General features: G+C 61.0%; 13 protein-coding genes. 3 read left to right on the forward strand and 10 right to left on the reverse strand.

Translation table 11 applies throughout. The features are described 5' to 3' along the window. Positions 1-84: 84 nt before the first annotated feature. The 4 genes from BLT00_RS11875 to BLT00_RS11890 all read right to left on the reverse strand — a co-directional run bounded on the left by BLT00_RS11875 (position 85) and on the right by BLT00_RS11890 (position 3,901). Positions 85-948: an efflux RND transporter periplasmic adaptor subunit gene (locus BLT00_RS11875; RefSeq protein ID WP_092144254.1), complete on the reverse strand. Its 864-nt coding sequence runs from the start codon at positions 946-948 to the stop codon at positions 85-87. A gap of 9 nt (positions 949-957) precedes the next feature. After that, on the reverse strand, positions 958-1,164 hold the full coding sequence (locus BLT00_RS11880; protein ID WP_003198565.1) for a DUF1656 domain-containing protein: 207 nt from the start codon (positions 1,162-1,164) through the stop codon (positions 958-960). Next, positions 1,151-3,151, reverse strand: coding sequence for an FUSC family protein (locus BLT00_RS11885; RefSeq protein ID WP_092144252.1), 2,001 nt, complete (start codon positions 3,149-3,151; stop codon positions 1,151-1,153). The genes BLT00_RS11880 and BLT00_RS11885 overlap by 14 nt, the downstream gene beginning before the upstream one ends. A 285-nt stretch (positions 3,152-3,436) precedes the next feature. Further along, positions 3,437-3,901, reverse strand: coding sequence for a PA2169 family four-helix-bundle protein (locus BLT00_RS11890; protein WP_063322630.1), 465 nt, complete (start codon positions 3,899-3,901; stop codon positions 3,437-3,439). 206 nt (positions 3,902-4,107) lie between these two features. Between BLT00_RS11890 and BLT00_RS11895 the strand changes: the two genes are divergently transcribed. Together BLT00_RS11895 and BLT00_RS11900 are read left to right on the forward strand one after the other, a co-directional pair. Further along, on the forward strand, positions 4,108-4,344 hold the full coding sequence (locus BLT00_RS11895; protein WP_014336924.1) for a DUF3820 family protein: 237 nt from the start codon (positions 4,108-4,110) through the stop codon (positions 4,342-4,344). A 17-nt stretch (positions 4,345-4,361) separates the two neighbouring features. Then, a complete protein-coding gene (locus BLT00_RS11900) occupies positions 4,362-5,549 on the forward strand; it encodes an aminotransferase class V-fold PLP-dependent enzyme (protein ID WP_092144250.1) in 1,188 nt (395 codons plus the stop codon). A gap of 250 nt (positions 5,550-5,799) precedes the next feature. On the opposite strand, the gene BLT00_RS11905 is transcribed toward BLT00_RS11900, so the two are convergent. Genes BLT00_RS11905 through zwf form a run of 3 tightly spaced genes read right to left on the reverse strand, consistent with a single transcriptional unit; the run spans position 5,800 to position 8,652 of the window. After that, on the reverse strand, positions 5,800-6,465 hold the full coding sequence (locus tag BLT00_RS11905) for a bifunctional 4-hydroxy-2-oxoglutarate aldolase/2-dehydro-3-deoxy-phosphogluconate aldolase (protein WP_013692437.1): 666 nt from the start codon (positions 6,463-6,465) through the stop codon (positions 5,800-5,802). A gap of 17 nt (positions 6,466-6,482) precedes the next feature. Then, entirely contained in the window at positions 6,483-7,196 is a 714-nt protein-coding gene (pgl, locus tag BLT00_RS11910) for a 6-phosphogluconolactonase (RefSeq protein WP_092144248.1), read from the reverse strand. Beyond that, the gene (zwf, locus tag BLT00_RS11915) at positions 7,183-8,652 is read right to left on the reverse strand and encodes a glucose-6-phosphate dehydrogenase (RefSeq protein WP_060738865.1); all 1,470 of its coding nucleotides are present in this window, start codon (positions 8,650-8,652) and stop codon (positions 7,183-7,185) included. The genes pgl and zwf overlap by 14 nt, the downstream gene beginning before the upstream one ends. A 196-nt stretch (positions 8,653-8,848) precedes the next feature. On the opposite strand from zwf, the gene BLT00_RS11920 reads away from it, so the two are divergent. Beyond that, positions 8,849-9,709, forward strand: coding sequence for a MurR/RpiR family transcriptional regulator (locus BLT00_RS11920; RefSeq protein ID WP_170842276.1), 861 nt, complete (start codon positions 8,849-8,851; stop codon positions 9,707-9,709). 58 nt (positions 9,710-9,767) lie between these two features. On the opposite strand, the gene BLT00_RS11925 is transcribed toward BLT00_RS11920, so the two are convergent. From BLT00_RS11925 to BLT00_RS11935, 3 genes are all read right to left on the reverse strand, one after another. After that, positions 9,768-10,622, reverse strand: a complete 855-nt coding sequence (locus BLT00_RS11925; protein ID WP_092144246.1) for a D-hexose-6-phosphate mutarotase — start codon at positions 10,620-10,622, stop codon at positions 9,768-9,770. Positions 10,623-10,900: 278 nt separating this feature from the next. Further along, positions 10,901-12,247: a carbohydrate porin gene (locus BLT00_RS11930; RefSeq protein WP_092144244.1), complete on the reverse strand. Its 1,347-nt coding sequence runs from the start codon at positions 12,245-12,247 to the stop codon at positions 10,901-10,903. 130 nt (positions 12,248-12,377) lie between these two features. Continuing rightward, entirely contained in the window at positions 12,378-13,538 is a 1,161-nt protein-coding gene (locus BLT00_RS11935; protein ID WP_072348860.1) for an ABC transporter ATP-binding protein, read from the reverse strand. Position 13,539: the final 1 nt, after the last annotated feature.

Consider the following 13,539-nt stretch of genomic DNA (forward strand, 5'->3'; position numbering starts at 1 on the left):
GCAGTTCAAATGCGGTGGCTTTTTTGGGGGGCTTCGCCCCCAGCGGGAGCAAGCTCCCTCGCCACAGGGAACGCGGCGCGGCAATTACTGATGGTCTTCACGCACCTGCACGCTCGCCGTCATCCCGGCGCTCAGGTTCACCCCCTCCGGCACCTTGTCCAACTTGATCCGCACCGGTATCCGCTGAGCCAGGCGCACCCAGTTGAAGGTCGGCTCAACCTCCGCCAGCAACTGCGCATCGGGATTGGTGTTGCGGTCGGTAATGCCACGGCTGATGCTCTCGACATGGCCCTCCAGTGCATGGCCGGCGCTCATCAGCCAGATCTTGACCGGATCGCCTACGCGGATCCTCGGCAGCTTGGTTTCTTCGAAATAGGCCTGCACATAGAACGTCGAGTCGTCGATCAGCGCCATCACCGGCTGCCCGGCATTCACGTAGTTGCCTTCGGCCAGGCGCAGGTTGGTGATGTGGCCGTTGCGTGGGGCCAGGACCTGGCTGCGCGCCAGGTTCAGTTCGGCGACCTTGGCCTCGGCCTGGGCTTCGCGCAGTTCGCCTCGGGCGATGCCGGCGTTGATCTGGGCGTTTTCCCGCAGCTCGGCGCTGATGGCCTGAGGCCCAAGGGCGGCGCGGCGGCTGGCTTCGTGCTCGCGCAAGCTCAGTTGCTGCTGACGCGTCTGCACCACCGCCCGAGCCTTCTCCAGGGCCGCCTCGAAACGCTCACGGTCGATATTCAGCAACACATCGCCGGCCTTGACCTGCTGGTTATCCACCGCCTTGAGCTCGCGCACCCAACCCGACACGTCGGGTGCAATCACCACTACGTCGGCGCGGATCCGCGCATCGCGGGTCCAGGGTGTGAGCATGTAGTACTGCCACAAGTGAAACCCGGCGAAGATCGCCACGGCCACCATGCACAGCGTGACGGCGACACGTACGGATGTACGCATGTTCAACTCCTATAGCGGCCCGAGGACCACGGTAATAACGGTCAGGACACAGACATACAGGGCGCAGTCGAACAAGGCTTCATGCCAGATCCAGCGCCCGGCCGGCACCAGGCTGAGCAACAGGCGCAACGCACCGGTCACCAGCAACGCCAGCACCACATAAATCAGGAACGGGCTAAGCAACACCCCGCCAATCGACCACTCACGCAAGCCCATGGCTGTGCTCCCGTCGTTCAGGTTCGTGCTGGTGGCACCAGGCGCGCCAGCTGTTTTGCAATTGCACCACCGCGCCCTGGGCCAGCTTCAATGCATCACCGGGCGGCTGGGTCGACAAGACTTTCAGGAACTCGGCGCTCGCTGGGGCCAGCGCATCGGCCTGGTCACCGGTCGGGCCGTGTTCGAGCACCTGTTCCAGCGCTTCGAAATAACGACGCTGAGCCCGGGTATCAGGCACTTGGGCGACGGCCAGGCTCAGGCGCAAATGCAACAGTTCATCGCCAATGTCCAGGCCAAGCAAACCATCATCCCAGCGGCTGCGCGCCTGCACCGGCAATTCAGGGTAATGCCGCGCCAGTTGCAGCAGCCGGTCGGCCATGCGCCCGCCGAACCAGCTCTCGGCGCCACGCAGGCTGCGATGGGTCAGGCGCACCAGATCGTGGAGGGTCGCGGCCAGCAGGCGGCGGCTGTGCCAGGCCGGGTTGCGCAAAATCAGCAGATTGAAGGCCAGTACCGCAGCGCCCACGCCAATCATCATGGCCTGGGCGTTGTTGAAGAACGCCGCGACGTCGTACTTCATGGCATTGAGCGGTGAGATCAACACCACGAAATGCAGGCAGAACGACGTCGCCGTGGCGAATATCTGCGGCTTGGCCATACCCAGCGCGCCGAAAAACAACGGCACGCCCATGGCCATGCAGAGCATCGCGAAACTGCTCCATTGCGGGAGCAGGAGCTCACCGATCACGAACGCCGTCGGCACGGCCAACAGAATGCCCCGTAGAAAACTCATGCCGATCTGCGCGCCGTTTTCGCGACTGGCAAACAGGCTGCACACCACGCACGTCAGCACCAACGCGCCCGAAGCGGCGGGCCAGGCTGTCGCCAGCCAGAAACAGGCCACCGCCAGGAACGCCAGCGCGCTGCGAGCACCAAAGACCATGGCCAGGGACAGATCACGATGAGGCGCCAGGGTTCGCGGTGGATCCGCCGCCTCCCGGCCCTCCTGCACCGCCGTCAGGGCTGCGCAGGCGGCCAGGGCGGTATCGAGCAACAAGGCGAACCGCGCCAGGCAGTAGCTTTGCGCCGAGCTGATCTGCGAATCGTGAGACGCATTCCATACCCGGGGGCGCAAGGCTTGCAGGGTCGCACTGTCGGCGTCGAGGGCCTGCTGTACCTCGTTCATCCATGGCTGGAGAGCCTCGGCCTCCTCGGGATCGAGCTGTTTCCACTGCCGCCGCACCGAGCGCGAAAGGCGCAGCAGCATCAGCAATTTCTGGCTCAAGCCGCTGATGGCCCGGGCTCGCTGTCGGCCACGGCTGCCTTCGAACCAGGCATGTTCGCGCTGGGCATCCACCGCGACGATCCTGCCCAGAATTTCCAGCAACCCTTTTCGCGCCTGGACATCACCAGCCAGGGTCGCACGGGCGGCCTGCATGCCGCTCTGCCAGGCAGCAAGGGCCTGACCGGCCAGTTGCCGCTCGACCCGCAACGGCCAGAGCAAGGCACTGGCCGCCGTGGCGCAGACAATGCCCAGGCTGATCTCGGTGCAACGCGCCACCGCCTGGTCGAACACACCCAGCGGATGGGAAATGGCCGGCAAGGCAATGATCGCCACCGTGTAACCGGCCAGCACGAACGAATACGACCAGGCGCTGCGCAGCAACGTCGAACAGGCTGTGCACAACCCCAGCCAGAGCGCCAAGGCCAGCAGGAACAACCAGGGCGCCTGGGCAAACAGGCCCATGAACACCACCGACATGACGGTGCCTACCAGCGTGCCGACCAATCGTGCCAACCCCTTCTGCACCACCATCCCGGACAGTGGCTGGGCGACGATGATCGCGGTCATCAGCGCCCATGACGGCTGCTCCAGCCCCCAGCGCAGCGCCAGCCACAACGCCAGCCCAGCGCCAAGCACCGTCTTGATAGCGAACTGCAAAGCGAGACGGTCGGGGGCAAACAAGGCCTGGAAGGTAATGGGCACGTAAGAGGCTCTTCTGGGGGGACGCAATAACGATAGATGCAATATGGGGTGGTTGGCAGGCGCCAATTATTAGCTAGCTAACTATGCGAGTCCAGAGCTGTTTGCCAAGACATAAACCTAAGCGCTTTTGTGGCGAGGGAGCTTGCTCCCGCTGGGTTGCGAAGCGACCCTCTTTTTGGGCCTGCTCCGCAGTCCAGCGGGAGCAAGCTCCCTCGCCACGGGATAAAATTCTTGCCATAAAAAAACGCCAGGCAAGCTGGCGTTTTTTCAGGTCAGGACCCGTGTTTAGCTGGCGCGCGCCTGGTTACGCAGGGCCTTGACCTGATCATGGTTGCGTTGAACGCCATGGTACTGACGCTCGACCAGGTCACGAATACCGACCAGGTTGTGCTTGGTGATTTTTTCCAGCGCCTCTTTGTAAGCCTTGAGCGCATGGTCTTCGCCACGCTCGGCTTCGTTGAGCACGGCTTCTTCATCCTTGCCGGTGAACATGGATTTCACGTCGACCCAACGACGGTGCAGGTCACCGGCAACGCTGGTGGAGGTTTCCGGATCGCCGCCCAAGGAACGTACGGCCGCTTGCAGCTCGGCTGCCGCAGTCGCGCAATCGGCGGCACGCTTGACGAACAGATCCTTGAGTTCTGGATGCTTGATGTCTTCAGCGCAGGTCTTGAAGCCTTCCTGGCCATCTTTGCTGGTCTCGATCAGGTCGTTCAAGACGGAGATGGATTCTTTGTTGATGTCAGTCATTTTTCAGTTCCTTTGCTTGGTGAATAAAAAACCTGCAAGGGATGTTGCATCGGCCATGCCAGTCAAAGAATCTCGTTAATTTCCTTTAAAATCAGTCAGTTAACAAAAAACAAGAAAACTCTATCCGCGTTATTTGCATGATCTGTCATTTGGCCTGCATGCAGAATGCCTGTATTTTCGAGGCAGATTTGAATCAGACGATTGCCATGAACCCGGAAAAGCTCGAATTGCTCATCACGCGTCAAATGCCGTTCGGCAAATACAAGGGTCGAATCCTGGCTGACCTGCCCGGTCAATACCTGAACTGGTTCGCCCGCGAGGGTTTTCCTCACGGTGAACTGGGGGGGTTGCTGGCACTGATGCAGGAAATCGATCACAACGGGCTGTCGGACCTGCTCGATCCCTTGCGTGCCAAACACGGCAAACCCAAGCCTCGCCCCTGACCAGTTGAGCCCCTGTCATGCCCGAAAACACGCTACGCGCCCATGATGAAGCCTTTTGGCAGACGTTTGTCGGCCGCTACGACATCGATCCCGCCGGGCCGCTCAACCTGGAAAACGGTTACTTCGGGCGTATGTCCCGCACCGTGGTGGAGGAGTACCAGCGCAACATCGAGTTCATCAACCGGGGCAACTCGGTGTACGTGCGCCAGCATTTCGACCGTGAACACGGCGAAGCCATTCGTCGACAGGTGGCCCGGCTGATCCACGCATCCCCCCAGAGCGTGGCATTGGCCGGTAGCGCGGTGGATGCCTTGCAGACGCTGATTCGCAACTACAACGGCCTCAAGCCAGGCGATCAAGTGCTGATCTGTGACCTGGAATATGCCTCGGTCAAGAGCGCAGTGCGCTGGCTGGCCCGCCAGCGTGGCGTGGAGGTAATCGAGATCGTCCACCAGCACCCTGCCAGTTTCGAAAGCCTGGTGGGCACTTATCGCGAAGCGTTCATTCGCTACCCTCGCATCAAGTTGATGGCGCTGACTTACGTCAACCACCTCACCGGACTGGTGATGCCGGTCCAGGCCATTGCCGAGAGTGCCCGCGAGTTCGCCGTCGATATCATCCTCGACGGTGCCCATGCCCTGGGCCAGATCGATTTCGACCTGAAGAAGCTCGGGATCGAATTCGCCGGTTTCAACCTGCAGAAGTGGATCGGCGGGCCCCTCTCCCAGGGGTTTCTGTACATCGCCCCGCAGCGCTTGGCCGACATCGACCCGGACATGGACGAAGACAGCTACCCCGCCACCGACGTCCGCTCGCGCACGCCCCACAGCACACCCAACATCCCTGCCTTGCTCACCCTGCCGCTGGTCTTCGAAGAACACCAGGCCCTGGGTGGCGCTTCGGCCAAAGGCGCGCGCCTCTGTTATCTGCGTGACCTGTGGGTGAGCGCCGTGCGCGATGTGCCGGGCATCGAAGTCATGACTCCGGATGACCGGCGTCTCTATTGCGGGATCACCGCGATGCGCTTCACCGCCCAGGCCGATCAACGGGCGATGGCCGATCGATTGCTCAACGACCATGGGATCTTCACCGTGGTACGCAATACCAGCGTCGGACCGTGCATCCGCATTACCCCAGGATTGATGACCTTGGCGAGTGATATCGAGCGGTTGACCCAGGCACTGATCCATCTGAGCCGAACATAGTTGAGCTTTTGAGCTTTTGTGGCGAGGGAGCTTGCTCCCGCTGGGCTGCGCAGCAGCCCCCTCTCAAGCTCACTCAATCAACCTGATCCACCGCGTCGCCGGACTCCAGGGCCGCTGCGCGCCCCAGCGGGAGCAAGCTCCCTCGCCACCGGAATTTTGTGCTGCCATAAAAACCCGGGCAAAAAAAAACGGCGCGCCGACCAAGCGCACCGTAAAACCGTAGAACACCCAACGAGGTTCGGTAAAACAATCAGTCCAGCAGTGCCAAGGCCTCGGCAGTGCATTCCTGAATGCGGGCCCAGTCGCCGTTCTTGATCCATTCAGGATCAAGCATCCAGCTTCCGCCCACGCACATCACGTTTTTCAACGCCATGTAGCTCTTGATGTTGGCCGGGCTCACGCCGCCGGTCGGGCAGAATTTCACTTCGCCAAACGGGCCACCCAAGGCCTTGATGGCCGCGACGCCGCCGCTGACTTCGGCCGGGAACAGTTTGAAGCGGCGATAACCCAGGCTGTAGCCTTCCATGATGCCCGAGGCGTTGCTGATGCCGGGCAGCAGCGGGATAGGGCTGTAGACGCTGGCCTCGAGCAGATCACGGGTGATGCCCGGAGTGACGATGAACTGCGAACCGGCGGCCTCGGCGGCGTCCAGCATGTGACGGTCAAGCACCGTGCCGGCACCGGTCACCAGTTCCGGACGCTGCTCACGCAGCACCTGGATGGCCTTGAGGCCGTATTGGGAACGCAGTGTCACTTCCAGCGCCGTCAGGCCACCGGCAGCCAGGGCATCGGCCAGTGGCAGGATGTCCTGTTCACGGGCGATGGTGATCACCGGCAGGATCCGCGCCTTGGCGCAGAGGCTGTCGATCAGGGCAACTTTGTCCGCCATGGAAACGGTCGGGGATGGGTTTGTCATAGCGGCTGATCCTTGGTTCATGGGCACCAGTAAATCTCTAACGTAGGTTGCAAGAACGCGCGGATCGGCATTTTGGCGACATCGTCACCTGCCACCGCAGCGTTCAAGGTGGTCAATTTCGACTGACCGGAAATCGACAACACTTTGTGTTGCGCCGAAGCCAGCAAGGCGCGGCTCATGGTCAAGCGCTGGTGCGGCACGGTCGGCGCCAGCATCGGCCAGCAGCGACGTGTGCCATTGGCGTCCAGCGCCTGGGCCAGGTTCGGGCTGCCAGGGAACAGCGAGGCGGTGTGTCCGTCATCGCCCATGCCCAAGACCAGCACGTCGATGGGCGGCAGCTCGGCCAGCAAGCGATCCGCCTGTTCGGCAGCCGCTTCCAGGTTGCTGCTGGCGCTGTAGAGGCTCAGGAACTGGGCCTTGGCCGCCGCGCCTTGCAGCAGGTAACGCTTGAGCAGGCCGGCGTTGCTGTCGGCGTGTTCAACCGGAACCCAGCGCTCATCGGCCAGGCTGACCACCACTTTGGACCAGTCCAGCGCCTGCTTGGCCAGGTGCTGGAAAAACGCCACCGGGCTGCGGCCACCGGAGACCACCAGGGTCGCCTCACCGCGTGCGTCGATTGCATTGCGCAATTGCTCGGCCACGTTCAGCGCCAGCCCTTCGGCCAGCACCACCGGGTTCTTGAACTCATGGGCGCTAACGCCCTGCGGCAGTTTCACTTCAGATATCGCCATACCATGACCTCCCATCCCGCGTGATCAGTGCAATGGAGCTCATCGGCCCCCAGGACCCAGCCGCATACGGCTTGGGCGCATCGCCGGATTTCTTCCATCCGGCGATCAACTGGTCACACCACGTCCACGCGGCTTCAATTTCATCTTTACGGACAAACAGGTTCTGATTGCCGTTCATGACTTCCAGTAACAACCGCTCGTAGGCATCGGGAATACGTGCGCTGCGATAGGTATCGGAGAAGTTGAGTTGCAACGGACCGCTGCGCAATTGCATGCCCTTGTCCAGGCCTTGCTCCTTGGTCATCACGCGCAAGGAAATCCCTTCGTCCGGTTGCAGGCGGATGATCAGCTTGTTGCTGATCTGCAAGCGCTGCTCGGGCGCGAAGATGTAGTGGGACGGTTCCTTGAAGTGAATGACGATCTGCGACAGCTTTTGCGGCATGCGCTTGCCGGTACGCAGGTAAAATGGCACCCCGGCCCAGCGCCAGTTGCGGATGTCGGCGCGCAGGGCGACGAACGTCTCGGTGTCGCTCTGGGTGTTGGAGTTGGGTTCTTCGAGGTAGCCAGGCACCGACTTGCCCTCGCTGTGGCCGGCGATGTACTGGCCGCGCACCACCTGGGTGGTCAGGCCTTCCGGGCTGATCGGCGCCAGTGCCTTGAGCACCTTGACCTTCTCGTCACGGATGCTGTCGGCGGACAAGTCGGCCGGTGGGTCCATGGCGATCAGGCACAGCAACTGCAACAGGTGGTTCTGGATCATGTCCCGCAGTTGGCCAGCCTTGTCGAAATAGCCCCAGCGGCCTTCGATACCGACCTTCTCGGCCACGGTGATTTCCACGTGGGAAATGTAATTCTGGTTCCACTGGGTTTCGAACAGGCTGTTGGCAAACCGCAGCGCGATCAGGTTCTGGACTGTCTCTTTGCCCAGGTAATGGTCGATGCGATAGGTACGGTTTTCCGGGAAGAACTGCGCCACGGCGTCGTTGACCTTGCGCGAAGACTCCAGGTCCGAGCCGATGGGTTTCTCCAGCACGACACGGGTGTTTTCGCTCAAGCCAACCTTCGCCAGGTTCTCGCAGATCGCCCCATACACCGCCGCTGGGGTGGCGAAATAGGCAATGACCTGTTGGGTCGAACCGGCTGCTTCGGCCAAGGCGACGTAATCGTCGGCCTTGAGGAAATCCACGTGCAGGTAGGTCAATCGTGCCAGGAAGCGCTCGAGTACGGCTTCGTCCAGGTCTTTTTCACCGACGTAGCGACGCAGTTCGGCGGCGATGAACGCCAGGTGCTGCTGCTCGCCGCCGGGTTCACGAGCCAGCGCAATGATTCGCGTGTCCTCGTGCAACAATTGGGCGCCATCGAGCTGATACAGGGCAGGAAAGAGCTTGCGCAAGGCCAGATCGCCCAACGCGCCGAACAAGGCAAAGGTGCACGGTTCAACCGTAATCGAAGGCATGATGTTTGTTCTTTTATCAAGTTAAACTACAAATACCTTTTTTCAAGGTATCACTCAAGGAAAAATGTAGTAATAACCACAACATTTTTCGAAAACACCGATTCCGAGTGGTGGTCCGTCGGAGCCATCAGTAGGATAGGCCACCGCAAAGGGTCGTATCAAAGACCCGTCTTCCTAGGAATCTTGTATGGACCGCGTGCGAAATTTACTGGAACAGATCCAGAGTCGCCTTGAAGACCTGAACAAGGCCGAACGCAAGGTGGCCGAGATCATCCTGCTCAACCCGCAGCAGGCGACCCGCTTCAGCATCGCCGCCCTCGCCCAGGCGGCCTCGGTCAGTGAACCGACCGTCAACCGTTTCTGCCGCTCGTTCGGCGTCAGCGGTTACCCGGAACTCAAGCTGCAACTGGCCCAAAGCCTGGCCAGCGGCGCTGCTTATGTGAGCCGTGCGGTGGAAGCCGACGACAACCCGGAAGCCTATACCCGGAAAATCTTTGGCAGTGCCATTGCCTCATTGGACAGCGCCTGCCAGGCCCTTGATCCCAATTTGATCAGTCGCGCCGTGGACCTGCTGATCCAGGCCCGGCAGATCCACTTCTTCGGTCTCGGCGCCTCCGCCCCGGTAGCGTTGGATGCCCAGCACAAGTTTTTCCGCTTCAACCTGGCAGTGACCGCGCACGCCGACGTACTGATGCAGCGCATGATCGCGTCCGTGGCCCATACCGGTGAACTGTTCGTGATCATTTCCTACACCGGTCGTACCCGTGAGCTGGTGGAAGTGGCGCGCATCGCCCGGGAAAACGGCGCGTCGGTGCTGGGCCTGACCGCCGAAGGCTCGCCACTGGCCAAGGCCAGCACCTTGAGCCTGAACATCCCCCTGCCCGAAGACACTGATATCTATATGCCGATGACCTCGCGGATCATCCAACTCACCGTACTGGACGTGCTCGCCACCGGCATGACCCTGCGTCGGGGCGTGGACTTCCAGCCGCATCTGCGCAAGATCAAGGAAAGTCTGAATGCCAGCCGGTATCCGGTGGGGGATGAGTTCAACTGAACCGATCCAGAAGCCTCGCTGCCTGATCGTTCCCACTCCGCGTGGGAACGATCCAGAGTTAAGCCCCCATCCGTGCCTGCAAACTCAGGTGCGCCCGCTCCCCCGGCGCCAGGCACAGGCTGTCGGTGCCGCCACTGGCCGCTTCGACGCAGACGAATTCACTGACTTCATCCCAACTCACCCCCAGCAACGGTCGCGCGCCGGGATGCCAGACCACGGTGTCGGCGCTGTCGCCGGTGTCGATGCGCAGTTCGCGCTGCCAGGCGTGGTCCTTGAGCTGCAATTCCCCCTCATGCTGGAACACCCGCTGGCAACCGCCCTCGACCCGCAACTCGCCTTCCTGCTGGCAAACCGCACGGCTCAACTGGTCGTAGCCCTGTGCGCCCTCCAGGCCAGACAGCGCTACCTCGCCGACATCACCAATACGCCAATAGGCGTGCAAGGCCTGGCTCAACTGGCATGGCAGGCTGTCCTGGTGCTCGGTGCTCAAGCGCAGTTCCATCCTTTCACCCAGATCGGCATGCAGGTCCACCTGCCAGTCGCACAGTTGCAACTGCCAATGCAGGTGTACGCCCTCGTCATCACTGCGGCTGTCGAGCAGTTTCCAATCGATCAGCCGCGCCCAACCATGGGACGGCCAGGCATTTTCGCTGGGATGCCGACCATACCAAGGCCAGCACACCGGCACCCCGCCGCGTATCGCACCGACTTGCGGCCACTTGGCCGCGCACCACAACCAGGGCTTCTGGCCTTTGGGCTGAAAATGCAGCAACTGTGCGCCCTGGCGACTGAACACCGCCTGGCACAACGGGTGATCGATCACCAACACATCGCGCTGCCGATAGCGCTCCCACGCGAACACCGGGCGTTCGCGCAAGGATCTGAAAAAGCGTTGTAGCGGATGCTCATGCATGGGCCGCGGTCCTGGAGATCATTGAATACTCAACTATGTACGACACTATTTTGTGGCGAGGGAGCTTGCTCCCGCTCGACTGCGAAGCAGTCGTAAACGAGGCAAATGCGGTCTGGCTGACGCACCGCAGTGAATGGTTTTGGGGTCGCTTCGCAACCCAGCGGGAGCAAGCTCCCTCGCCACAGGCTTCGCACTGACCCTATGCTCCCCAAAAAAAAGCGGACAGCCATGGCCGTCCGCAAATATGCGCACATAGAGAGGAGCTTATCGCAACAGCGTTAGAACACCGACTGAATTTTCAGGCCGGCCACCAGCGCGTTGTCGACTTCATCCACACCGCCCGGGTGAGTGATGTATTGCAGGTTAGGACGCACGGTCAGCCAGTTGGTAACGTGGACACCGTAGTTGAGTTCGTAGTTGTACTCAGTGCTACGCAACGGTGCGAACAGCGGATCGTTGTAATCGGTGACACCATTGGCCGCGTTGGTCAGCTCGGCGTTTTTCTTCACGTCTTCGTTGACATGGATGCGGGAAAAACCGATGCCGATGTCATCTTTTGGACGCGCATCGAAGGGCCCCTTGTACACGAACATCAGCGACTGGTAGTTGTCGACGATGTTGGTGTCCTTATCGTGGAAGGTCGCGTTGGCGGCGATGTTCAGGCCGCGGGACGCGTCACCGTTGTGCGTGGTCAGTTGTTGCTGTGCCACGAACCAGTAGCCGTGCTTGCTATCGTGGCTGCGATAGGCGTTAAGGGTGGTCGCGGCATCGTCACCGTTGTCGTCTTCACGGACGTCATTGGCATCGGCCGTGCTCTTGTAGTAACCCACACGGTACTCACCCGGCAGGTTGTTGACCTTCGGCGACCAGACCAATTCGACCGGAATCACGGTGCCCTTGGTACCACTGCCGCTGAGTTTGAAGCCGTTGCCGTGTTCCAGTTGCGAGGGGTTCTGGTTGTATGCGCCGATCTGCGCATAGAACTCAGGCGTGAGGTTGTACTTCACGCGGATCGCGGCCTGGCTGACGGGCCAGTTGTACCAGATGCCGGTCGCCCAGTTACCCACTTGGGAACCGCAGAAGGCCAGGTTCTGGAATTCACAAGGGAAGGTGTTGAAGTCTTCGCCTTCGCCGAAGTAACCGGCCTTGACGTCCAGCTTGCCGTCGAGGAACTGGTGCTTGATCCACAACTGGGTCAGACGGACCATGTGGCCACGGCCGTAGACTTCCTGGGAAGAACTCAAGGTGCCGGCACGCGGGTCGCCGACACGGTCGTTGGAAATGTTTTCACCGTTACGGTTGGTGAGCTGGATCTTGGCCTGGGTGTTATCCCAACCCCACAGCTTTTCCAGGTCCAGCGCCACGCCCAGGCCAAACTGGTCGGAATAACGCGCGGTCTTGTCGTTGTTGTAGCCGCCATGCAGGTTGCCACCGACTTCACCGACGTAGTCGGCCTTGATGTCGATACCCTGCTCGATCAGCTCGGTACGCTTACCACCCCAGTCACCCGTCATCCACGGCGAATCGGCGCTGAAGGCGTCGGCAGCCTGTGCGCTACCGGCCAGCATCATCGCCGCAACGGCTGACAACTGGCAGATAAGCTGGGCGTTATTTTTCTTCTTCATCCCTACATCCTCGTCTTTATTGTTATTAACTGTTTTTATCTAACGCGGTTTACAACGATTGCGGCGGGTGGTCCCCCACTCACCGCATACTCCTTCTTTGTGGGAGCACGTTGACTCCCTCATTTGTTCTTCATCGGCCTTTGAACTGCGCCACGTTCGCCGACCGAGCATCGGCTTGCGGCTGGCCAGCCACGCCCAGGCGTTCACCGGACTGCGCGTCGAACAGCAGCACCTTCGACGGATCGAATTGCAGCGTCAGGGTTTCCCCCGGCTGCGGTGCCACGTCCGGCGCCAGGCGGCAGCAGACCTTGGTGTCGTTGAGATTGACGAACACCAGGGTGTCCGGCCCGGTGGGCTCGGTGACCTGGACTTCGGCGCGAATGGTCGGCAAACCGTTGGGCTCGCTGCCTGCCAGCATGATCTGCTCCGGACGCATGCCCAGGATCACTTCGCGGTCTTCCAGGCCGGCGTCCTGCATACCCATTGGCAACTCGCAACGGGCCTGGCCGCTGTCGAGCAGCGCCAGCAGGCGACCGTCCTTGCGTTGCAGGCGCAGCGGGATGAAGTTCATCGGTGGCGAACCGATGAAGCTCGCCACGAACAGGTTGGCCGGGTTGGTGTAGATGTCTTTCGGCGTACCGAACTGCTGGATGATCCCGTCCTTCATCACCGCCACTTTGTCGCCCAGGGTCATGGCTTCGATCTGGTCGTGGGTCACGTAGACCGTGGTGGTCTTCAGGCGCTGGTGCATCAGTTTCATTTCGGTGCGCATCTCGACCCGCAGCTTGGCGTCGAGGTTGGACAGTGGTTCGTCGAACAGGTAGATCTTCGGCCGCCGCGCCAGCGCCCGGCCCATGGCCACGCGCTGTTGCTGGCCGCCGGAAAGCTGGCCGGGCTTGCGATTGAGCAGGTGTTCGATCTGCAGCAGCTTGGCCACGCGGGTGACTTCTTCGTCGATGGCGGCCTGGTTCATCTTGCGGATTTTCAGACCGAACTCGATGTTCTCGCGCACGCTCATGGTCGGGTACAGCGCGTAGGACTGGAACACCATGGCGATGTCGCGATCTTTCGGGCTCATGCCGCTGACATCCTGGTCGCCGATCATGATCGCGCCGCCAGTGATGGTCTCGAGGCCGGCGATGCAGTTCATCAGCGTCGACTTGCCACAGCCCGAAGGTCCGACCAGGATCAGGAACTCACCGTCCTTGATCGACAACTCGATGTTCTTCAGGGTGTCCGGCAGGCCGGCACCATAAGTCTTGTTTACGTTGCGAAGTTCAAGCGTTGCCATG

Source organism: Pseudomonas sp. NFACC51 (genome assembly GCF_900103575.1).
In the GTDB taxonomy this organism is placed as follows: Bacteria; Pseudomonadota; Gammaproteobacteria; order Pseudomonadales; family Pseudomonadaceae; genus Aquipseudomonas; species Aquipseudomonas fluorescens_Q.

Bases quoted from the DNA above. Each gene is read 5' to 3' on its own strand.
- BLT00_RS11900 (WP_092144250.1), top strand. From the start codon at position 4,362: ATGCCCGAAAACACGCTACGCGCCCATGATGAAGCCTTTTGGCAGACG.
- BLT00_RS11880 (WP_003198565.1), bottom strand. From the start codon at position 1,164: ATGGGCTTGCGTGAGTGGTCGATTGGCGGGGTGTTGCTTAGCCCGTTC.
- BLT00_RS11875 (WP_092144254.1), bottom strand. From the start codon at position 948: ATGCGTACATCCGTACGTGTCGCCGTCACGCTGTGCATGGTGGCCGTG.
- pgl (WP_092144248.1), bottom strand. From the start codon at position 7,196: ATGGCGATATCTGAAGTGAAACTGCCGCAGGGCGTTAGCGCCCATGAG.
- BLT00_RS11935 (WP_072348860.1), bottom strand. From the start codon at position 13,538: ATGGCAACGCTTGAACTTCGCAACGTAAACAAGACTTATGGTGCCGGC.
- BLT00_RS11905 (WP_013692437.1), bottom strand. From the start codon at position 6,465: ATGACAAACCCATCCCCGACCGTTTCCATGGCGGACAAAGTTGCCCTG.
- BLT00_RS11930 (WP_092144244.1), bottom strand. From the start codon at position 12,247: ATGAAGAAGAAAAATAACGCCCAGCTTATCTGCCAGTTGTCAGCCGTT.
- BLT00_RS11925 (WP_092144246.1), bottom strand. From the start codon at position 10,622: ATGCATGAGCATCCGCTACAACGCTTTTTCAGATCCTTGCGCGAACGC.
- zwf (WP_060738865.1), bottom strand. From the start codon at position 8,652: ATGCCTTCGATTACGGTTGAACCGTGCACCTTTGCCTTGTTCGGCGCG.
- BLT00_RS11890 (WP_063322630.1), bottom strand. From the start codon at position 3,901: ATGACTGACATCAACAAAGAATCCATCTCCGTCTTGAACGACCTGATC.
- BLT00_RS11895 (WP_014336924.1), top strand. From the start codon at position 4,108: ATGAACCCGGAAAAGCTCGAATTGCTCATCACGCGTCAAATGCCGTTC.